Below are 20,790 nucleotides of genomic sequence, written 5' to 3'. Positions count from 1 at the left end.
TTTACAGTTAAGGTTTTTTTATGTGGTAGGGAGTGGAAAAAGTGAAAAAAGGAAAACCGCTTATGATTCAAGGAACGCACTCAGACGCTGGAAAAAGCATGATTGCTACAGCATTTTGCCGTATTTTTAAAGAAGACGGCTATCAAACTGCACCGTTTAAATCGCAAAATATGGCGCTTAATTCATACATTACAATGGATGGAAAAGAAATTGGCAGAGCGCAGGGAATTCAAGCAGAAGCGGCTGGAGTAGAAGCAACAACCAATATGAATCCTATTTTAATTAAACCAACTCGTGATCATGAATCTCAAATTGTCGTTCACGGAAAACCGCTGCGTAATATGTTTGCTTTTCAGTATCGGCAAGAATTTTTTAATGAAGGTTTGAACGTTATCACGGAAGCTTATAAAGAGCTCGCCAATCATTATGATCGAATTGTGATTGAAGGCGCTGGAAGTCCTGCCGAAGTCAATTTGAACGATCGGGAACTCGTAAATATGCGCGTTGCAAAAATAGCAGAAGCGCCTGTTGTGTTAGTAGGAGATATTGATAAAGGTGGAGTTTTTGCGAGCCTAGTAGGAACTCTTCAATTGCTTCCAGCTGAGCACAAGCCCAGAGTTGTCGGGGTGTTAATCAATAAATTCCGAGGAGATTTAGAACTGTTAAAACCGGGGCTAAAGTGGTTTGAAGAATACACAGGCGTTCCGGTCCTAGGCGTTATTCCTTATATGCACGACGTGGAAATTGACGCAGAAGATTCATTATCCCTCAGAAATTACTCAACCCTTGTGAATCCGTTAAAAGAAATTGATATTGCGGTTATTTCGTACCCACGCATCTCAAATTTTACAGACATCGATCCTTTAAGCTTAGAAGAAGACTGTCATGTGAGGCTTGTAACCAAGCCATCACAACTAGGTACGCCTGATTTAATTGTTTTACCAGGAAGCAAAAATACGATTGAAGATGCGCAGTTTTTACAAGAAAGCGGCCTGGCTCTAGCCATTAATCAAGTCTTGAACGCAACGAACGCTCACGTTATTGGCATCTGCGGGGGATATCAAATGTTAGGCGAGACGATTACGGACCCCGATGCAGTAGAGTCCCGGATTGAATCTATTAAAGGGCTGGGTTTGCTTCCAGTGGAAACCGTTATGACAACCAGCAAAAAAACAGAAAGAGTTTCTGGATATGTTCAGTTAGAGAGTGAGAAGGTTTCGATTGAAGGCTATGAAATTCATATGGGAAAGACGGTTTCTAAAAGTTTGACGGAAGCCTTTGCGGTGGTAGATGATCAAAAAGAAGGAACGGTTAAAGAAAACATCATTGGCACGTATGTTCATGATGTGTTTCATAACGATGCTTTGCGCAGAGCTTTGCTTAATCAAATTCGTAAACATAAAAAATTGCCACCTATTACGGATACATTCAACAGCCGTCTGCAAAAAGAGGAGTCTTTTTCAAAAGCAGCAGCATATGTGAGAGAAGCTGTAGATATGGAAAAGCTGTATCATTTAATAGACAACTATAAAAGCCCGGAGCAAGCACAAAAAGTATAGCTTGTAGAGGCTTTCGCTTGTTTTTTTACCGAGAACTTTAGTACGCTGTGCTACGTTGCCTAGTTCAACAGTCTAGCACTCGCAACAAATAAAAGATAATTGTTTCCCACTCTATATAGGGTGGAAACATGGTTTATGGACAGGAAAATGAATGGTTAATGTAATGTAAAACATCATGCCTCGTTTCCTAGAGGAGCTGAAAGTATTGATTTTTAAACGTATTTTTTTAAACAAAGCATCTATCTTATACATAGTTAGTTTATTTATTGTATGTGTTTCGGTGATTATGGGCGTATTTATTGGTACAGTTTCGTTAACCGTAGGAGATACAATTAAAATTATTATTGGTCACCTTACCGGACTATCCTTATACCATGGTCCAGAGAACATGGATTTAATCATATGGCAAATTCGATTTCCAAGAGTACTGGTGGCATTTTTAGTAGGAGCGTCGCTTTCGATAGCAGGGGCCGCCTTTCAAGGGCTATTAAGAAACTCTCTTGCCGACCCTTACACGATTGGGGTTTCCTCAGGTGCGACCCTTGGCTCTGTCATGGCAATTTATTTTCATTGGAGTATTTTTGGTTTATCTATCTTCACGCTGCCTGTAGTCGGTATTGTATCTGGATTTATTACTCTCCTTTTAGTTTTTGGTATTACAAAGCTCGCAAGCGGCAATTTGGCCAATGAAACCATCATCTTAGCGGGGATTATTTTATCATCCTTTATGAGCGCGCTTATCTCATTAATTGTGGCTCTTTCTCCCGAAGAAGATGTAAGGCAGGTTTTATATTGGCTAATGGGAAGCGTATCGATGCGGGGATGGTCTCATATTCAAATTTTAGGGCCGTTCTTTTTGATCGGTACAATTATGCTGTTGTTACACGTAAAAGAGCTGAACGGCTTAGCATTTGGCGATCAATCCGCTCAGTTTATGGGAATAGACGTAAAGAAGAAAAAAAGAATGATTTTAATAGGTGCATCCGTATTAACAGGGGCTGCGGTATCAGTATCTGGGGCAATTGGATTTGTTGGCTTAGTTATCCCCCACGTAGTGCGTCTCGTAGCGGGAGCTAATCATAAGCATGTACTGCCGCTTTCTATTTTAATTGGAGGAAGTTATTTGGTTTTAGCAGATTTATTGGCACGAACGATATTAGAGCCTCGTGAACTGCCGATTGGAGTTGTAACCGCCTTAATTGGTTCGCCGATTTTCACCCTGCTCCTTGTAAAAGAACGTATGCGGAAGAGAGGAATATCATGATTGAACTATATAATGTGACAGGAGGATACGATAAGCAGCAGCCGACCGTTCGTGACATCACGTTCACCGTAGACAAAGGTTCTTTTGTTGCTTTACTAGGACCAAATGGAAGCGGGAAAACAACGCTTATTCGCTTAATTATGAATGTATTAACCATTCAATCAGGAGAAGTGAAGGTGGAAGGAAAGTCAGTAAAGGCTTATTCACCAAAACAACTGGCGCAAAAAGTTGCAGTCATGACGCAAGAAAATCAAATTGGATTAGAATTTACGGTTCAAGAAATTGTTTCACTTGGACGTTATCCTTATCAGGCAAAAGGATTGTTTAGCACCGTATCAGCACAGGATGAAGAAGTGGTGGAAAGCGTGATGAAATTAACAAACGTCTGGCACTATAGAAACCATACTTTTCAATCGCTAAGCGGTGGAGAAAAACAGCGGGTTTTGCTGGCTAAAGCACTAGCGCAAGAACCTGACTACTTACTTCTTGATGAACCAACGAATCACTTAGATGTAAAACATACAATGGAACTACTTCAGCTGTTAAAAACTTTACAGCAGGAAATGAGCTTGACGGTCCTGGCCATTTTGCATGATCTCAACATTGCCTCGCTGTTTGCAGATAATGCCGTGTTACTGAAAGATGGAAGAGTAGAAGAAACGGGGATGGATGCCATTTTTCAGGATGCAGCTACGTTAAAAAGAGTATATGGCGTTGATTTGCATGTATTTCACCATCCTGCTGTGAATAAGCGACAAATTGCTTTTGTGCCGCCTTATCAATATCCAGAGACGGACTTCCATGAGTTGTATCAGTTGCAAAAGGAACCGGGCAAGCTATGTTTATCCTTTGTTCGTCCTTTGAGAACTCTTTCACTGAGTTCCAATGAAACAGGTCTAGACTGGTGTCAAGAAATTGTTCAACAGCAAAACAGTGCTAACGCGGTATGGAAATCTGAGTCTTTATCTAGTCATGAAGTTCGCTTAAAAGACGATAAAGGTTACTCGTGGCTGGCTGTGCTGACACATGGACAAAAAGAAAACGAAGTAAATATTGTGCTACTAACAAATGCGCCGCTTTCGGACGGGAACTTACTTCATGCTGCGATGAAGGTAATTGAGTACCGGGCTTTCTTAGGAAAAACAGGACGTATTGTTGTAGCATCATCTCATCATAAAGAAGAAAATCAAGAAGAAATTTCAGAGTTCTTGATGGGACGCCTTAAAAAAGAATTACAACTATTTATGGAAACAAAAATGACCGACAATTGCTTTAAATAAGCAGTAGCGGTCATTTTTTATTCTTCGGAGTGATCATCAGGTTTTTCTGTTTCACCTCCTGAACTCATCGTTGTCTCAGTTGTATGTTCATCAATCTTTTTTTCTTTTAGCTTAACAGAAAACAAGTCTTTGACTTCTTCATCTACTTGATCAGAGTCAGCGCTGTAAGTGGTGCCGATGTTTAAGTGACCGGTCAAATCTTTAATGCCTAGCTGGCCGAAATTATTACTAAGATCAATTTTGTCTAATAATACTTTTTCGACCATGATTTTTTCAACAACAATGGACTGCTTTGGCTGAGTTACTTCATCAATCTTTTTGTCAAGAGTTTTCATCATCTCATATAAGGCTGTATTGGACGATTCTTCCTTTAACGCAGAGAGCTGATTTTGAATAGCTTCGAAATTAGGAGCTGACTGCATAGCTGATAGTAAATGAGCTGTTTGCTCGTGCAGTTGAGACAGTGATTGAATAAGGTGAGCTGATTCATTTAATTGCTGATGAAGCTCTTCTATTTTAGGGATCGCGTCGGTTAAATGCGCCACTTTTTAAATTTTCCATGATTCATATTTGTCACCTTCTTTAAAAGAAATAAAACAAGGCCTTTTGCAGCTTTCTATTTTATATGTATGCATGAAAACAGAAAAAAACGTCCACTTTAATCTAAATCGTGGACGTCTATTTGAGACATAGGAATATTAACATGTTTAGGCATCCGGATTTCCAACACTCCGGAACGATATACGGCGCGTGTACCTTTTTTACGAACCGAACAAGGAAGCTGAATTTCTTCTTTGAAGGATTCTTCTCCATCTATTCCTTCAATCGTACACAGATATGGAGTATGATAGACTTTAATGCTTGATACAATATCGCGGTTAGGAATTTTTAACTGCACAATGCATTCATCTAATGTATTGATGACGTTTGAATCAAATCTTCTTAACTGTTGTCCATGACCTTCATTTCCCACATCCTGCTGTTCTTTCATCATGTCTTGGGCTTGCTTAAAGAATTCATTTCCTTGCATAAAATCCGGAAAAGAATGGGACATCGTAGAAGAAATCATTTGCTGAATATATTTATTCATGTCTTTAGATGCCATTCCTTTTGGGATATTTTCCATCATTCCTTTAAAAGGAGACTTTCCAAATGGAAACATATTTACACACCTCCTTGTAATGTGCCAAGTAAAACGACAAAATTGTTAAAGCTAAATTTGATTTCCAATTGGAGCTGAAGGGTTTGCAATTTGATCTTGATCGCTTACATCAGGATCTAACACGCCTGTATTCATTTGAGAGCAAGTAGGAGAGAAGTTACCTAGAGAAAAATTCGCTCCGTTAAATTTTGAGTTCGCCGTGTGACTGTTTTGAATGGTGGAACCAAAATCAATATTTGCGTTTTGCGTGACACCGTTTGTTACGATATTAAAAACGTTAATTTGAAGAGGCATAAAGAGACCCCTTACTGTTTTTATTCATTCTACTCCAACGGCCTATTGCATTTAGAGAGAATGTATTCACCGTTTGTCGTCATGCTGTTGACAAGCATTGCCCTATATCACTGCTGATAACCATTGACATGATCAACGTTTGCAATATCTGTTTGGTCATTTGTATCAGGATCGATATAAATGTTTCGCATTTTCGAGGAAGCAGGTGAGACATCGCCATAAGAAGAGTTCGTACCAGTGGATTTTGAATGGGCCGTGTGACTGTTGTGGAGTGCTTCGCCAATGTTGACAGAACCGTTGCTTGAGATACTGTTGATCTTTAAATTATAAATGTTAATAACACTTGGCATATGCTCTCACCCTTTTCTATGGTTGATTAATGTATCCTATGATGATAAGTGCCTAAACGTTCACAATTCCTCATAACTAAAATCGCCTTTTCCGATTGAAGGAAAAAGCGATTGAGAGAGGATTACTTAATGATATGGCTTATGAAATGGGTGCAATACGATAATTCTTTTTTTCTAAAATGTAAGAGATGCTTTGTTGGACAGTGGAAAATGTCCGCCAATTAAACTGAGAATCTACAAGCGAGAGAGCCATTTTTGAAGAAAGACCAACAATAAGGCAAGTGGTACCAATCAAACGCAAAGCATCGTGGAGCGTGTTAATATAATAACCGTGTTCTTCATCTAACGAATGAAGGGAAGATAAATCAATAAGCAAATAGCGCGCCTGTTCTTTTACAACTGCCTCCAATACCGTTTCAGTTAGCTTCTTTCCACGTTCTATATCCATCTTACCGGTAATGGGCACAGCTAAAACCTCGTCCCATATCTTTAATAAAGGAGTGGACAAATCCTCAATTAACCGTTCTTTTTCAAGCTCTGCTTCGGCTTGATCTGTAAAGTCTAATAGCATAAGTAAGTAGCCATAACGCTCGCCGTCTTTTGTATCAATGGGGTGAATCACAGCTTCTGCTACATATTGAGTTCCAATTGTTATACGCGTTCTGTAAGTTGTATGAAGAGAGGTGAGTAATTTTTCCGCTTCTTCAGAATTGGAATGAAAGAAGTCCATATGCTTTCCAATTAACTCTTCGATATGAGATAACTGGTAGATTGGGAGTACTGGTTGGAGTGTTTCAATTGCTCTTGCATTCATCCACTGCACACGATAGTCTTTATCCGCAATGATCATGGTTTCTTGAATATTTTCTAAAATCAAATGTCCATTAAGCTTTTGTGGAAGTCGTCCAATTCCATTCATTCTCCATCTCTCCTTATGCGTGTAGTAAGTTTATGTACATCTACTTTATATTTTACAGTGAAAAGAATGAAGAAGGCTATAAGAAATTTAGTAACGTGTATAGGGATCATGGTATGTAAAAAGCGTAGGAGTAAGCACTCGCTTCAATCAAAAAACTCCCCTGTGCAAAAGGGGAGTCCACCTTACTCATATGATTTAATAAAATCAATGTTATATTTTTCAACGCTTGATAAGTAGGAGTCTCTGAATGATGAATCAGGGGTATACCATGACTTTTCATAAAAATAGGCTTGAAGATCTTTCGATTTAAATACATACCCATGCCGCGCATAGATTTCATTTCGAGCTAGCCTTAATTCACTCGAGCTCAAACTGCTAATATCACTATAGCTTAATTTGTAAGAATCCGAACCAGGAAGAATATAAGAGCTTGAAGTAGCATAAGAGCGCGGCCCAGGCACGATCACTTCTCGTTCTTTTATGACGGTTTTTTCCTTTTCGACGGGCGGAGTTTGTATATTTAACATAATACTTTCTTCACTTTGAATAGTGTAGGGACTGCTTTTGAACGTTGTGCCGTCTTTTTGCACTTCTGCATGAACAGTGATGCTTCCATCCGTGGCAACAGGGCCTATTTGTGATGAGCTATTCACCTGCAGTCCTGTGCTTTTTCCGTTTACGAATAAAATAGCGTCATCTCTATTCGATGAGATTGTGACGTAAGTCCCTTTAAATACAACAGATATATTTTCTTCTTTTTGCCGGTGGAAATTTACAGTCGTTTGGTCTGTAAGTTTTCCGTAAGAGCTATCGTAAGAAGCCGTAAGCGGGTAATTTCCAATCATAAAAGGCCCTATTTTTTGCGTTTGATTTTTGGATATCGATTGTTTTGTATCATTGACTGTAACCGTTGCATCCTCTGGCGTGGCGAGGGAGATATAATATGATGACGGCACAACCACGTACTGTTTTTTGAAGAGTAGTGAATGTTTCTGTTCTTTTATTGTAAAGTAGATACTTGATTTATTTTTCAAATCATTTTCAACGTCTCGTAAAATAGAACCATCGGAAGTTGCATCCAACAGAGCTTGAATAGATGTGTCATTAATAACTATAGTAGACTGCGAAGAGTCTAATAACTCTCTTAACACAGCTGTATCTTTCGATTCTAATGCCTCAATAAAGCGGTCAGCCGTCTTTTCTTCTGAGCTAGAGAACAAGAAATAAAATACAAAAGTTAAAAGAAGTATAAGCGCAATACCCCCGCCAATATACCAGCTCTTTTTATACTTAGCTGCAGCTGGCGACACGGTGAAAGAAAAGCCGCAGTTATTGCAAAATAATTGGTCTGTGCTTGCACTCGCACCGCATTTTGGACATTGATTCATTCACACCATTCCTTTCTTTTTATTCCATTAAATGTATGGAATACATAGGTAAAACAGACCATTAAATTGGAAAAAGAATAGATTCAACAAGAAAGATAAACACACCAAACATGCACAGAAAAGGTGAGGTATGCTATGATAAGAACTATATATTAATCCGATAGGGACACTCTGTCATATAAAAAGGAGATGAAGCAAATGAGTGTTTCATTTGTAAATAAAAATCAAAAGTCTACGTATGAAAAATTGCTGCCTCTAGTCGAAAAATTTAAGAAACGAGCTTTTAAAATAGATGAAGAAGGTACGTTTCCGTTTGAAAATATTCAAGAGTTAAAAGAAACGGGCTATACACGTCTTTCTCTCGAAAGCAAATATGGTGGAGATGAATTGCGCCTTTATGATTTTTTATTATTTCAAGAATTAATTGCTCAAGGAGACGCTTCTACGGCTCTTAGTATTGGATGGCATATGGGGATTACAATGGACTTGCGTGAAAAACAGCCTTGGAATCAGCAAATGCTCGATTTTATTTTTAAAGAAATAGAAAAAGGCGCACTTATTAACACCGCTGCTACTGAACCGAAGACAGGAAGTCCTACTCGAGGAGGAAAACCGGAAACGACAGCCGTAAAAACAAAAGAAGGCTGGCGAATCAATGGCCGAAAAACATTCACCACGATGTCTCCAGTGTTAAATTACTTTTTGGTAAAAGCAAGCATTGAAGGTGAAGAAGAGATCGGCTTATTTTTAATTCCTCGTGAAACAAGCGGACTTTCAATAGAAGAAACATGGGATATGATTGCAATGCGCGGGACAGGAAGTCATGATCTTGTGCTAGAAAACGTTGAGATTAAACGCGACTTTCTTGTTGAACGCCTCGGTGGTTTTAAAAAGAATGAGCCAAGCGGCTGGCTTCTTCATATACCAGCTTGCTACATGGGTACAGCCATCGCAGCAAGAGATTATGCTGTCGCATTTGCCACAGAATATTCGCCTAATAGTATTGAAGGGACGATTAGCGAGTTGCCAAATGTGCAGCGTTTAGTAGGAGAGATAGAACTTGAACTCATGCAGGCGCGTCATTTTATGTACAGCGTGGCAAATAAATGGGATGAAACAAGCGAACGAGCAGCATTAGCGGGAGAGTTAGCAGCTGTCAAACACGTGGTGACTAATAGTGCCTGTACGGTTGTTGACAAAGCCATGCGCATAGTAGGAGCGCGTAGCTTGCAGCGCAGTAATCCGCTGCAGCGCTATTATAGAGACGTGCGTGCTGGGCTCCACAACCCTCCAATGGATGATATGACGATTGTTAATTTAGCGAAGCAGGCGTTTACTAGATAAAACTTAATAACATGTTAAATGATGAAAAACTGCTTATTATAGGCTATTCTATAATAAGCAGTTTTTTCGTTGCAAAAGGAGGAATTGAAGATGAAGTCCGTAAGAGAAATTCAGCTGACACCTTATAATATCGCGTGGGAAAAGGAATTTTCAAAAGAAGCTGCCACCTTAACAACTACAATGTCAGCTCAAGTTTTAGAGATTCATCATATCGGAAGCACTGCTGTTCCCGGCTTAAGCGCAAAACCGATTATTGATTTACTTATTGAAGTGAAAGATATAAAAAACGTAGATACATATAATCAAAAGATGGAACAACTTGGTTACGAAGCAAAAGGTGAAAACGGCATAAAAGGAAGACGATACTTCCAAAAAGGTGGAAACGAAAGAACCCACCACGTTCATGTTTATGAAAAAGGCCACCCCGAAATTAATCGTCATCTATCGTTTCGGGATTATCTGCGAACTCACCCTGATGCAGCAAAAGAATACGAAACGTTGAAAATAGAGCTAGCGCATCGCTATCGCTTTGAACCGAAAAAATATGTGGAAAATAAAACGAATTTTATCCATAAAATAGATGGGCTAGCTTTAAAATGGAAAAAGGGAGACAGCAAGAGTTAGAATGAGAAGAATGACCTTAGATAAAAAGGAGGGAAAAGCTTGACTCCAGTTCTAAATAGACAGACCCCTACAGGTAAAAAGAAAAAAACGATATGGATCAGTCTGATATCCTTTGTTGCTCTTTGTTTTGTACTTTGTACGGCCATTTCTCTTTATGTAGGCATAAGCCTGACAAAACTAGATAAAAATCCTGCTGTGAAAAATCCTGGTAATTACGGCATGTACTATAGCAATCAAGTATTTTTGAGCAAAGACGGAATAACCCATTTAAAAGGATGGATGATTAAACCAACGGAACAGCCAAAAGCGACCATTATTATGTCACATGGATACGGAAATAACCGTGAAGCACAAGGAGCTGGCTTTCTGCCGCTGAGTAAAGAGTTTGTAAAAGCGGGATATCGAGTAGTCATGTTTGACTTCAGAGATTCAGGAGACTCAGAAGGAAATCAAACGACGATTGGTGTAAAAGAACAGCTCGATTTATTAGGCGTTATTCAGAAGATGAAAGAAACAACAAAAGAGCCAATTGTGCTCTACGGCATTTCAATGGGAGCAGCCACTTCTTTATTAGCAGCTTCTCAAGATGACGACGTAAAAGCAGTGGTAGCCGATAGTCCTTTTAGTGATTTAACCTCTTATTTAAAAGAAAATCTATCTGTATGGTCTCATTTACCAAACTTTCCGTTTACGCCGCTAACCATTGCTATTCTTCCTGTTATTGCAGATGTAAATCCTGCTGAAGCTAGTCCTATTAAAGCAGTCGAGCATATTTACCCTCGACCAATTTTATTTATACACAGCACAGGAGATACAAAAATTCCTTACACCGAAAGTGAAAAAATGGCTAAAACGCATCCAGATGCTTTTCACTTCTGGAAAACTAAGAAAGCAGAACACGTTCAAAATTATCACGTATATAAAAAAGAATATGTAAAGCGCGTATTATCTTTTATTGAGCAATCACTGTAAAAAAAGAGGCTGGGACAAAAATATTTTAGACGAAATGTAAAACGAACCATTGATCAAGACTTTTGATTAGTGGTTCGTTTTTTTGTTAGGACAAACGTAGATTTCATGTGTGTAAATCTTTCTAGCAGTTGATTGGAGGGCAAGACGAAGACTCCTGCGGGAAAAGCGGAACAGGTGAGACCCCGCAGGAGCGAAAGCGACGAGGAGGCTCAGCGGCCGCCCGCGGAAAGCGAAGCCTTGCACGGAAATCAACTGCGGTGTCTCAAGCAGTTCAGCTCATATATCCCATTTGTTCATCTTTAGATGGGATTCATTTCGTGATGTCTCAACCTCTTTTAGCCGTTGATTTTACCTTGTTCTATAAGCTCAGCATATAAATTACGAAGAATGTAGGTTTTATAACTTTCTAGCTTTCTTCCATCAATTTTAGAGATGTTGGCTGCTTTTAACTGCTGAACAAACCAGCCCTTTGAATACATATGAGCCATCGTTAACCACTCCTTTAAAAAAGGTGCACTCTAAATAATTAACTATATTCATAAAAGGAAATAAAAAGAAGTGAACGAAGCAAATGAATTGACGTTCATTTTTTACAGCGTTATACTGCTCTACAGCTACATAAAAGGAGGAAATGAACAATGAGTAAACAGTATATAAACGTAAATGGCGTTAAACTGCACTACATAAGCAAGGGACAAGGAGATCTTATGCTATTTCTTCATGGGTTTCCTGACTTTTCGCATATTTGGCGACACCAGATCGATGAATTTTCTAATGATTTCCACACAGTTGCTTTGGATTTAAGAGGATATAATCTATCTGAAAAGCCAAGCGGACTAGAATCATACGAAATTGATGTATTAGTAGAAGATATCCGCCAAGTGATTGAAGGTTTAGGATATAGCTCCTGCACGCTAGTTGTACACGACTGGGGAGCAGGAATCGGCTGGACATTTGCTTATCGCTACCCGGAATATGTACAAAAATTAATTGCTTTTAACGGTCCGCATCCTTATACATTTATGCGTGAGCTTAGAACAAATAAAAATCAGCAAAAAGCAAGTGAGTATATGAAATGGTTTCAAAAACAAGAAGCACAGGACTATATGGAACGAGACAACTTCTCCGGTTTGCGTAAGCTTGTGATCGACCCAGGTGTAAAAAAAGGATATCTAACAGCTGATGATGTTCAAGCATACATGAACTCTTGGGAAAATGGCTCTGTGCTGTCCATGCTAAGTTATTACCGCAATTTAAAAATCTTCACGGAAGAAGATCTTCAAAGAAAATCTTTGTTTCCGTTAGAAGAGGAAGTGTTAAACATCCCTGTACAGATTATTTGGGGAAATCAAGATCCTACGTTTATGCCTGAAAACTTAGATGGCATTGAAGAATATGTGCCAAACATATCTGTTCATCGATTGGCTGAAGCATCTCATGCTCCTCAGCATGAAAAGCCTCAAGAAGTAAACGACGTGATGTGGAATTTTTTAAATAAGTAAAGAGAAAAAGAAAGGTTTCCTCTAGAAACCTTTCTTTTTCTTTTGAATTTAAAATAATTTTTTAAAAAGTGATCCAACAGAATAAGGTGATCGTTAGGTAAGTATAAAAGGAAGGAATTCTTGAAAAAAGGCGCGTAAAAACTTTTTGAAAAAAGTGATCTAGCTGAACAAAGCGTCAGTTAGATAAGTAGAAAGGGAAGGAATTCTTCAAGAAGATGACATTTTAAAAATTTTTTTAAAAAGAGTGATCCAACGTCACTCAGCAATCGTTTAGTAGATAGAAAGAGAATACTTCCTAAAAAGAATCATTAAATGTGAGGGAACATGAAGGTTTAATATATAGAATATTCAAAATCTTCAATCTATTTAATGGTTTAAGATGTAGTAAGAATGAAAAAAGTGGCGTATATCAACTAAAAATGAGGAGAGTGGAAAATGATGAAATTAAGTAAAAAATTAATGATCCCTGTACTAGGAGCTTCACTATTGATGCCGACTATTGCAAATGCAGAGGAAGCAAAACCAACGGCAGTAACAAAAGCTTCAGATCTACGAGCGAACTTAGACTACTTATTATCTGAACACTTTACGCTTGCCGTTGCCGCTATGACAACAGCCTATGACGGTTCTAAAGATGCTGACGCTGCGTTCAAAGCACTCGATCAAAATGCCGTCGACATGGAACCAGCTATTGCTTCTATCTATGGTGATAAAGGAGCGGCTGAGTTTGAACGGATTTTTAGAGAACACAACAATTACACAGATGATTTTGTAAAAGCAACAAAAGAAAACGACAAAGAAGCCATGGCGGAAGTAGATAAAGAAGTAGATCAATTCGTGAATGAATTTGCTAAATTTCTAAGCACTGCTACGGAAGGTAAACTACCTGAAGATGCTGCGAAAGAAGCGCTTCGCGTGCACGAAGATCAAGTAAAAGAAACGTTTGAAGATTATGTAGAAGGTGACTATGAGGCAGCCGCGAAGACATACCGCGAAGGATATCAGCAAATGTTTGCCATTAGTAAAGCGTTATCAAATGCAATCGTAACGCAAATGCCCGATAAATTCGATAATACCAAAGTAGATACACCAGCAGCAGATTTACGTTCTTCATTAAACAGCTTAGCAGCAGAACATTTTGCGTTAGCAACAATGGGAATGGAAAAAGGGTTTAACGGTTCAAAAGATTACGACTACGTCAGCTGGCTAGAAAATGCTAACACAGCAGATTTTAAAGCTGCAATCGGCTCAGTATACGGCGATGAAGGAGCTGCACAATTCGAAAAAATTTGGCAAGGAGATCACATCAATGCCCAAGCTGAATTAGTAAGTGCACAAGTAAAAGGCGATGAAGCAGGAGAAAAGGCTGCAAAAGATAAGCTCCATAAATTCGCGCAAGAATTTGGTACATTCTTAGGAACAGCAACAGATGGAAACCTTCCAACTGCAGACGCACAGGCAGCTATAAAAGCACATGAAGATACGGTTATTAAAACATTTGAGCAATATGCATCCGGTGACTACGCTGGAAGTTATGATACGTATCGTGAAGGGTATAAATTAATGTTTGGTGTCGGCCAAGCTTTAGGTGAAGCGATTGTAAAACAAAACCCCGATAAGTTTGCTGAAACAGCTATGCCAACAGATATGCCGAAAACAGGTATGGGCGGGGCATCTGAATCAACGATGAACCCACTAACAGCGATCTATATTGCACTAGGTTCATTAGCCGTATTAACAGCTGGAGTTATTTTACGCAAGAAACCAGTAAGCAAATAATATTTTTTCTCCTTTTCCCTATCGATTACAAGTCAAGAGTCCTGAAAAAAGAAGAGAGGTTGTTCTCTCTTCTTTTTTATAAACAGCTGTGAAATGAGGTGACGATGTGAAAAAAGCGATTGTTTTTGCCTATTGTATATTAAGTTTAGTCCTGCTTGTTAGCGGCGGACTATATTTTAAAGAACAAATGGTAGAAGCAAAAGAAACAAAGCAACAGGCTGCAGCTAAGCAACAAGAGAAAGAAGCACAATCAAAGGATCTAAAAAGCTGGGTAACGCTTGAAGAAGAATTTGCTGTATTAAAAAAACATAAAACAGAAGCTAAACAGTTAAACAAAGAATTCAAAGGAATCATCCCTGAAAAAGTGTCCATTCCTGCTATTGGTGTGGAGGCTTCAATTGAAGAAGTAGGATTGTTAGATAACGGTGAAATGGCAGCACCCTCTACAGAAAATGGAGTTGCTTGGTTTGAACCAGGAGCTAAACCTGGCGTAAAAGGAAATGCTGTATTAGCAGGACACGTAGACAGTAAAACCGGCCCTGCCGTCTTTTACAATCTAAAAAACTTAAAAAAAGACGATGAAATTACCGTAAGAGATGCACAGGGGACCACGCTTACTTTTGTTGTTAAACGTATAAAAAGCTATCCGCGAGATAAGGCACCTCTAAACGAAATTTTTGGGTACAGCAACAAACGTAATTTAAATCTGATTACGTGCACAGGCACGTTTGACCGTGCGGAAGGAACCCATCAAGAGAGGTTAGTTGTCTATACAGAACTAAAAGCTGACCAAGCAAAAGAATTGGAGCGTGAAGCAACTGCCCCGCAACCTCCTACACATGTAAAGATGAGCGGTAATTTGCTTACGTGGTACGCGGTACGAGAAGGCAATATTATCGGTTATCGAATTTATAAAAAGAAACCAGGCGGAACATTTGTCCATATTGGCAGCGTTTCGGAATTTGAGCGAAAAAGCTTTGCTGATTCCGACGCATCTCAGTCTCGTTACTATGTAACAGCTGTTAATGAGTCAGGAAAAGAGTCTGCTCCGTCTAGTATAGCGAAATAACAAAAAGCTCTCTTCAAACGGAGAGCTTTTTGTTGTCGATTAAATGATATCTTCTGCCTTTCTATTTATCTAAATGCTATTAGTTTTAATAGATAAATAAAAAGCCCTTAAAAATAATACTTGAATAATATAAATATTCAGATTATTATGTACTAATAGTGTTTTGGTAATTAAAAGGAAAGAATCTAAAAGAAAAAGGAGAGAAAGCATGGCACAACCTAATTTGCAAACAGAGCAAAAATCACACCCAACAACCTTTCTAGACAAACTATTAGGAAGAGTAGAAGTGTTCGGAAACAAACTACCTGATCCTTTTATTTTGTTTGTATGCCTAGCGCTTATTATCGTAGTAGCATCTGTTGCTATTAATAGTATGGGAGTAACGGTGGTCCATCCTGGTACTAATAAAACTCTTCCAATTAAAAGTTTGTTGTCGCATGAAGGCATTCAGTATATCTTAACATCGATGCTGACCAATTTCACTGAATTTAAGCCCCTAGGACTTGTACTTGCTATGATGCTTGGAGTCGGACTTGCAGAAAAAGTAGGTCTGCTTGAAGTGGCCATAAAGAAAACGATTTTAAATGCTCCAAAAGCTCTTATTACATACGCCATCATTTTTACAGGAATTATGGCCAACTTAGCGGCAGATGCTGCTTTTGTCATCGTGCCTCCGCTTGCCGCAATGATTTTTTATACAGTAGGAAGGCACCCGCTTGCTGGATTAGCAGCAGGATTTGCTGGGGTGGGATCAGGCTTTACAGCAAATCTTATTATATCCGGAACCGACGGATTGTTATCAGGCATTTCGACTGAAGCTGCTAAAACAATTGACCCAAGCGCCGCTGTCAGTCCTGCAGCGAACTGGTACTTCATGGCGTCTTCTGTATTTGTTTTGACCGTTATAGGGGCGATCGTCACCGAAAAGATTGTAGAACCTAGGCTGGGCAATTATAAAGGAAAAAAACGCAATGATTTTGGTGAAATTAGTGAGGCAGAAGCAAAAGGATTAAAAAACAGTATCGTTGCTACATGTATTTATGTCGCTGTACTAGCTGTTTTCTTATTTTGGCCCAACTCTCCTCTACGAAATGAAGACGGTGGAATTGTTCCCTCTCCTTTTTTAGATGGTATCATTCCGATTACGCTGCTGTTTTTTGTGGTAGTTGGCTCTGTTTACGGAATAACAGTAGGGAAAATCAAAAGTTCTAGAGATGTACCTGCTTATATGACTGATTCGATGAAAGATATGGCTAGCTATATTGTCCTTATTTTTGCGGCTGCTCAATTTATCGCTTACTTTAATTGGACTAATATTGGAACGTGGATTGCAGTAGAAGGAGCAGATGCATTAAAAGCACTAAATCTAACTGGACTTCCAGTTGTGGTTGGTTTTGTATTTTTAACTGTTGTTCTAAGCCTTCTTATTTTTAGCGGCTCCGCTCAATGGGCACTAGAAGCACCTATTTTTATTCCATTGTTCATGCTGTTAGGATACAACCCTGGATTTATTCAAGCAGCATACCGAATAGCAGATTCTTCCACGAATGTAATTACTCCTTTAAATCCATACATGATTGTTATTTTAGCCTTTATGAAAGAATACGAGCCTAAGGCAGGACTCGGCACAATTATTTCACTTATGCTTCCTTATACTCTAGCTTTTTTAGGCATTTGGATTGTTATGTTGCTTATTTTTGCAATATTCGGTATTCCTCTAGGGCCTGGTGTATATATGTATTTGTAAAGAAAAATCCTCTTCTACTCCAAGAAGAGGATTTTTTACGTGAGAAAATCTAACACGAATAAAAAATAGTTCAACTTATGTGTACATAGGAGAATACAAAAAAAAGAAAACAGGATAAAAAAACAAAAGTTTTCTGAATAAATTTGCAAAAAGTAGTTGCTAAATACATATAAATCAAATATGATAGTAAACATAACAAGAGATGTTATATAATCTAACATTAAATTTAGGGGTTATTTATTCGTACTTAAGGGGGAAATCATCATGCAAATGGGCGATTCAGTATTTATGTTTTTTTCAGCATTATTGGTTTGGATTATGACACCAGCTATTGCATTGTTTTACGGGGGCATGGTTCGAAGTAAAAACATGTTAAGTACCGCGATGTATAGCGTAGGTTCCTTAGCTGTTATATCCGTTCTTTGGATAGTAGCAGGCTATTCGTTAGCTTTTTCGACCGGTGGCAATGCTTTTATTGGTAACTTGGACTGGGTAGGATTAAAAGGAGTCGGATTCACTCCAAACGGGGACTACAGTGCTACGATCCCGCATAATATGTTTATGATGTTTCAGCTGACATTTGCTGTACTAACAGTAGCTATTATCTCTGGGGCTTTTGCAGAGCGCATGAAGTTTTCAGCATTTATCTTATTTGCTATCCTATGGTCATTATTTGTATATGCACCAGTTGCACACTGGGTTTGGGGAGTTGGCGGATGGCTTCGCGAACTAGGAGCTATTGACTTTGCCGGAGGAAACGTCGTTCACATTTCGTCAGGTGTAGCAGGATTAATTCTAGCTCTTGTTGTTGGAAAACGAAAAAATGCCGATGCCGCAGCACCTCACAATTTACCGTTAACTCTTTTAGGCGGAATGCTGATTTGGTTCGGTTGGTTTGGTTTTAACGTTGGAAGTTCTTTAACTATTAACAGCGTTGCAATGACGGCTTTTATTAACACGAATACAGCGGCAGCAACAGGAATTATCGGCTGGCTTGTAGTAGAGTGGATTATCAATAAAAAACCTACGCTGCTTGGAGCCGTTTCGGGAGCGATTGCTGGACTTGTAGCTATTACACCAGCTTGTGGATTCGTTACACCGTTTGCCTCTATTGTAATTGGTTTTATCGGCGGTGCAGTTTGTTTCTGGGGTATCTTCTCACTTAAAAAGAAAATCGGTTACGACGATGCGTTAGATGCATTTGGTCTTCACGGTATTGGAGGAACGTGGGGAGGTATTGCAACAGGTTTATTTGCCACAACTTCTGTAAATGACGCCGGTGCGAATGGTTTATTCTACGGAGATCCAAGTCTACTTTGGAAACAGCTGGTGGCTATCGTAGCAACATACCTATTTGTCGGTATTGCTACCTTCATTATCGTTAAAGTGGTTGGATTAATCGTATCTCTGCGTGCGACACAAGAAGAAGAAACGCTTGGGCTTGATATTACGCTGCACGGTGAAAGAGCGTATCACGAATCGAATATGTAAAAGGGGTGGGCACAGTGAGTGATGTTTTAACAAAAATTGAAATTATTACACGCCCTTCAAAGTTTGAAGAGCTTAAGCAAGAACTGGCGAAAATCGGCGTTAGCGGTATTACAGTTACGGATGCACTGGGGTGCGGGTTGCAAAAAGGCATTACGGAGCTTTATAGAGGCGTTAAAAAACAAGACAATATGCACGCACGAATTAAAGTAGAAATTGTGGTGTGCGAAGTTCCGGTATCTGACGTTGTTGATAAAGCAAGAAAAGTACTAAATACAGGTCAGCCTGGAGATGGGAAAATATTTATCTATGAATTAAAAAATGCGATTAAGATCCGAACGGGGGAAGATGGATCACAGGCATTACGAAATAATAGTTAAACTTAGGGAGAAAGAGAAAACAAAGGGTCATATAAAAGGTGCATACTATGCACCTTTTTTTTAGGTTGAATAGTTACACGGCATGTTTCCTTACGGTGACATGCTTTTTTGTTATATATATAGCCAAAAAGTATATCGCAAAAAATAAGTGAATATAATTAAAATTATTTTTATAAAATTAAGAAAATTATAAAAATATGTGTCATTATTACTGACAAGTTTGGTGAAATACTGCTGTTTATCCTTTTATAATAGTAAAAAATAACTATATTTTTACTATTTTTAGTTTCTCTTTATATATGAGAGCAAATCTATTATGAAAGGATGTGAAAAAAGATGTACATAAACAGCAAGCTGTTTCACCGTTTTCAGAAATGACATTTGTTGCAAAGATAAAAAGCGTTCTAGACGCGAACAAAGGGAGGGAAAATCGTTATAAAAGACTGGCCGCTATTAAGCGTTTTATAACGATTACTACATGCTAAGTAAAAAAATGTTATCTATTTTAGCAACAACGGTCTTATCGGTAGGGTTTGTAGCTGGCTGTGGGAGCAACAGTACATCGGGAGAAGATAAAGGCAGCAATGTTATTAAAATTGCTACGCAAAGCCCTTTGTCAGGAGGTAGTGCGACATTAGGTGAAGCAATCAAACTGGGAGCTCAGCTAGCTCTTGATGAAGAAAAAGACACGTTTAAAAAATTAGGATATAAACTTCAGCTTGTACCGTATGACGATCAGGGCGATCCTAAAAAAGGCGTAGCGAACGCTCAGTTAATCGGATCCGATAAAGCCGTCTATGGAGTGATAGGACATTTAAATTCAGGGGTTACCATTCCTTCATCTGAAACGTATGAGAAATATTCAATTCCAATGATTTCTCCTGCAAGTACAGCAACGGACGTAACAGACCGAAAGTTAAAAACGGTTAACCGCATTGTAGCGCGCGATGACTTCCAAGGGCCTGCAGGAGCTGAATATGCTGTTAAAGAGTTAAAAGCAAAAAATATTTTTGTCATTCAAGATAAAACTGCTTACGGACAAGGGCTTGCAGATGCTTTTAAAACAGCAGCTGAAAAAGAAGGAGCAAAAATTGTTGGATTTGAAGGAATTACGGTTGGAGAAAAAGATTTTAACGGCGTGTTAAATCAAGTCTCTAAAGAAAAGCCGGATCTCGTTTATTTTGGTGGTCTTTATGCAGAAGGCGGACTTTTAATTAAACAAGCTCGTGACAAAGGAATTACCGCTAAGTTTATGGGAGGGGATGGCTTAGACTCATCAACTTTGGTTGATATTGCTGGAGATGCTGTAAAAGATACGTATCTTACGTCAGTAGCAGGCGATGCTTCCAAGACGCAATTTGCTAAAGATTATGAGAAGAAATTCAATAAAAAAGTAGAGTCATATTCTGTATACGGGTATGATTCCATGAAAGTTATGCTTCAAGGTATTCAAAAAGCAATTGAAGACAATGATAAAAAGCTTCCTTCTCATGAAGCAGTACGTGACGCCGTACGCGGTATTAAAGAATACAAAGGAGAACTTACACAGGTAGGATTTGATGAGAAAGGAGACAATAAATACGCTAAAATCTTTATCTATAAGTTTGACGCTCCTTCGTACCCAGCTAAATTAGAAGGAGAAATCTCACAGTAAACCTTAGAAAAGAAA

The 20,790-nt window shown here is 38.8% G+C and carries 21 protein-coding genes; 14 read left to right on the top strand and 7 right to left on the bottom strand.

Annotated features, from left to right (window positions below; translation table 11 throughout):
- Nucleotides 1-32 precede the first annotated feature (32 nt).
- From LJC66_RS15605 to LJC66_RS15595, 3 genes are all read left to right on the top strand, one after another.
- Entirely contained in the window at nt 33-1,559 is a 1,527-nt protein-coding gene (locus LJC66_RS15605; RefSeq protein ID WP_230932966.1) for a cobyric acid synthase, read from the top strand.
- A gap of 205 nt (nt 1,560-1,764) precedes the next feature.
- On the top strand, nt 1,765-2,823 hold the full coding sequence (locus tag LJC66_RS15600; RefSeq protein WP_230932965.1) for a FecCD family ABC transporter permease: 1,059 nt from the start codon (nt 1,765-1,767) through the stop codon (nt 2,821-2,823).
- Nucleotides 2,820-4,103 carry an ABC transporter ATP-binding protein gene (locus tag LJC66_RS15595; RefSeq protein WP_230932964.1) on the top strand — a complete coding sequence of 428 codons (1,284 nt, stop codon included), beginning with the start codon at nt 2,820-2,822 and terminating at the stop codon, nt 4,101-4,103. Before LJC66_RS15600 ends, LJC66_RS15595 begins: the two co-directional genes overlap by 4 nt.
- A gap of 17 nt (nt 4,104-4,120) precedes the next feature.
- Here the strand turns inward: LJC66_RS15595 and LJC66_RS15590 are convergent, their stop codons facing one another.
- The 6 genes from LJC66_RS15590 to LJC66_RS15565 form a co-directional block, all read right to left on the bottom strand.
- Entirely contained in the window at nt 4,121-4,648 is a 528-nt protein-coding gene (locus LJC66_RS15590; protein WP_230932963.1) for a hypothetical protein, read from the bottom strand.
- Nucleotides 4,649-4,761: 113 nt separating this feature from the next.
- Nucleotides 4,762-5,265 (bottom strand): Hsp20/alpha crystallin family protein, encoded by a 504-nt coding sequence (locus LJC66_RS15585; RefSeq protein WP_014459514.1) that lies wholly within the window; start codon nt 5,263-5,265, stop codon nt 4,762-4,764.
- Nucleotides 5,266-5,316: 51 nt separating this feature from the next.
- Nucleotides 5,317-5,559, bottom strand: coding sequence for a spore germination protein (locus tag LJC66_RS15580; RefSeq protein ID WP_013057626.1), 243 nt, complete (start codon nt 5,557-5,559; stop codon nt 5,317-5,319).
- Between the two features lie 107 nt (nt 5,560-5,666).
- Nucleotides 5,667-5,909, bottom strand: coding sequence for a spore germination protein (locus tag LJC66_RS15575; protein WP_013057625.1), 243 nt, complete (start codon nt 5,907-5,909; stop codon nt 5,667-5,669).
- 139 nt (nt 5,910-6,048) lie between these two features.
- Nucleotides 6,049-6,828: an STAS domain-containing protein gene (locus LJC66_RS15570; protein ID WP_195696645.1), complete on the bottom strand. Its 780-nt coding sequence runs from the start codon at nt 6,826-6,828 to the stop codon at nt 6,049-6,051.
- Nucleotides 6,829-7,010: 182 nt separating this feature from the next.
- Nucleotides 7,011-8,216: a TcaA 3rd/4th domain-containing protein gene (locus tag LJC66_RS15565; RefSeq protein WP_230932962.1), complete on the bottom strand. Its 1,206-nt coding sequence runs from the start codon at nt 8,214-8,216 to the stop codon at nt 7,011-7,013.
- A gap of 198 nt (nt 8,217-8,414) precedes the next feature.
- Between LJC66_RS15565 and LJC66_RS15560 the strand changes: the two genes are divergently transcribed.
- The 4 genes from LJC66_RS15560 to LJC66_RS15545 all read left to right on the top strand — a co-directional run bounded on the left by LJC66_RS15560 (nt 8,415) and on the right by LJC66_RS15545 (nt 11,533).
- Nucleotides 8,415-9,560 (top strand): acyl-CoA dehydrogenase family protein, encoded by a 1,146-nt coding sequence (locus tag LJC66_RS15560; protein ID WP_230932961.1) that lies wholly within the window; start codon nt 8,415-8,417, stop codon nt 9,558-9,560.
- 90 nt (nt 9,561-9,650) lie between these two features.
- Nucleotides 9,651-10,184 carry a GrpB family protein gene (locus LJC66_RS15555; protein ID WP_230932960.1) on the top strand — a complete coding sequence of 178 codons (534 nt, stop codon included), beginning with the start codon at nt 9,651-9,653 and terminating at the stop codon, nt 10,182-10,184.
- Nucleotides 10,185-10,223: 39 nt separating this feature from the next.
- Nucleotides 10,224-11,156, top strand: coding sequence for an alpha/beta hydrolase (locus LJC66_RS15550; protein ID WP_230932959.1), 933 nt, complete (start codon nt 10,224-10,226; stop codon nt 11,154-11,156).
- 128 nt (nt 11,157-11,284) lie between these two features.
- Complete coding sequence (locus LJC66_RS15545) at nt 11,285-11,533, top strand: hypothetical protein (RefSeq protein WP_195696649.1); 249 nt, start codon at nt 11,285-11,287, stop codon at nt 11,531-11,533.
- Here LJC66_RS15545 and LJC66_RS15540 read toward each other — a convergent pair.
- Nucleotides 11,492-11,644 carry a YflJ family protein gene (locus tag LJC66_RS15540; protein ID WP_097825168.1) on the bottom strand — a complete coding sequence of 51 codons (153 nt, stop codon included), beginning with the start codon at nt 11,642-11,644 and terminating at the stop codon, nt 11,492-11,494. The two genes, LJC66_RS15545 and LJC66_RS15540, sit on opposite strands and share 42 nt — an antisense overlap.
- A 150-nt stretch (nt 11,645-11,794) precedes the next feature.
- On the opposite strand from LJC66_RS15540, the gene LJC66_RS15535 reads away from it, so the two are divergent.
- The 7 genes from LJC66_RS15535 to LJC66_RS15505 all read left to right on the top strand — a co-directional run bounded on the left by LJC66_RS15535 (nt 11,795) and on the right by LJC66_RS15505 (nt 20,775).
- On the top strand, nt 11,795-12,658 hold the full coding sequence (locus tag LJC66_RS15535) for an alpha/beta fold hydrolase (RefSeq protein ID WP_230932958.1): 864 nt from the start codon (nt 11,795-11,797) through the stop codon (nt 12,656-12,658).
- Between the two features lie 435 nt (nt 12,659-13,093).
- Nucleotides 13,094-14,437, top strand: coding sequence for a hypothetical protein (locus tag LJC66_RS15530; RefSeq protein ID WP_014459522.1), 1,344 nt, complete (start codon nt 13,094-13,096; stop codon nt 14,435-14,437).
- Nucleotides 14,438-14,543: 106 nt separating this feature from the next.
- The gene (locus LJC66_RS15525) at nt 14,544-15,506 is read left to right on the top strand and encodes a sortase domain-containing protein (protein WP_230932957.1); all 963 of its coding nucleotides are present in this window, start codon (nt 14,544-14,546) and stop codon (nt 15,504-15,506) included.
- 208 nt (nt 15,507-15,714) lie between these two features.
- Nucleotides 15,715-17,253, top strand: coding sequence for an AbgT family transporter (locus tag LJC66_RS15520; RefSeq protein ID WP_230932956.1), 1,539 nt, complete (start codon nt 15,715-15,717; stop codon nt 17,251-17,253).
- A gap of 264 nt (nt 17,254-17,517) precedes the next feature.
- Nucleotides 17,518-18,744 carry an ammonium transporter gene (locus tag LJC66_RS15515; RefSeq protein ID WP_013057612.1) on the top strand — a complete coding sequence of 409 codons (1,227 nt, stop codon included), beginning with the start codon at nt 17,518-17,520 and terminating at the stop codon, nt 18,742-18,744.
- Between the two features lie 14 nt (nt 18,745-18,758).
- Nucleotides 18,759-19,121 carry a P-II family nitrogen regulator gene (locus LJC66_RS15510; protein ID WP_195696653.1) on the top strand — a complete coding sequence of 121 codons (363 nt, stop codon included), beginning with the start codon at nt 18,759-18,761 and terminating at the stop codon, nt 19,119-19,121.
- Between the two features lie 478 nt (nt 19,122-19,599).
- The gene (locus LJC66_RS15505; protein ID WP_230932955.1) at nt 19,600-20,775 is read left to right on the top strand and encodes a branched-chain amino acid ABC transporter substrate-binding protein; all 1,176 of its coding nucleotides are present in this window, start codon (nt 19,600-19,602) and stop codon (nt 20,773-20,775) included.
- Nucleotides 20,776-20,790 lie beyond the last annotated feature (15 nt).

The organism is Priestia sp. TSO9 (genome assembly GCF_021029645.1).
Lineage (GTDB): Bacteria > Bacillota > Bacilli > Bacillales > Bacillaceae_H > Priestia > Priestia megaterium_E.
Note: the sequence above shows the minus strand (reverse complement) of the source record. Positions and strands in the feature narration are given on the sequence as shown.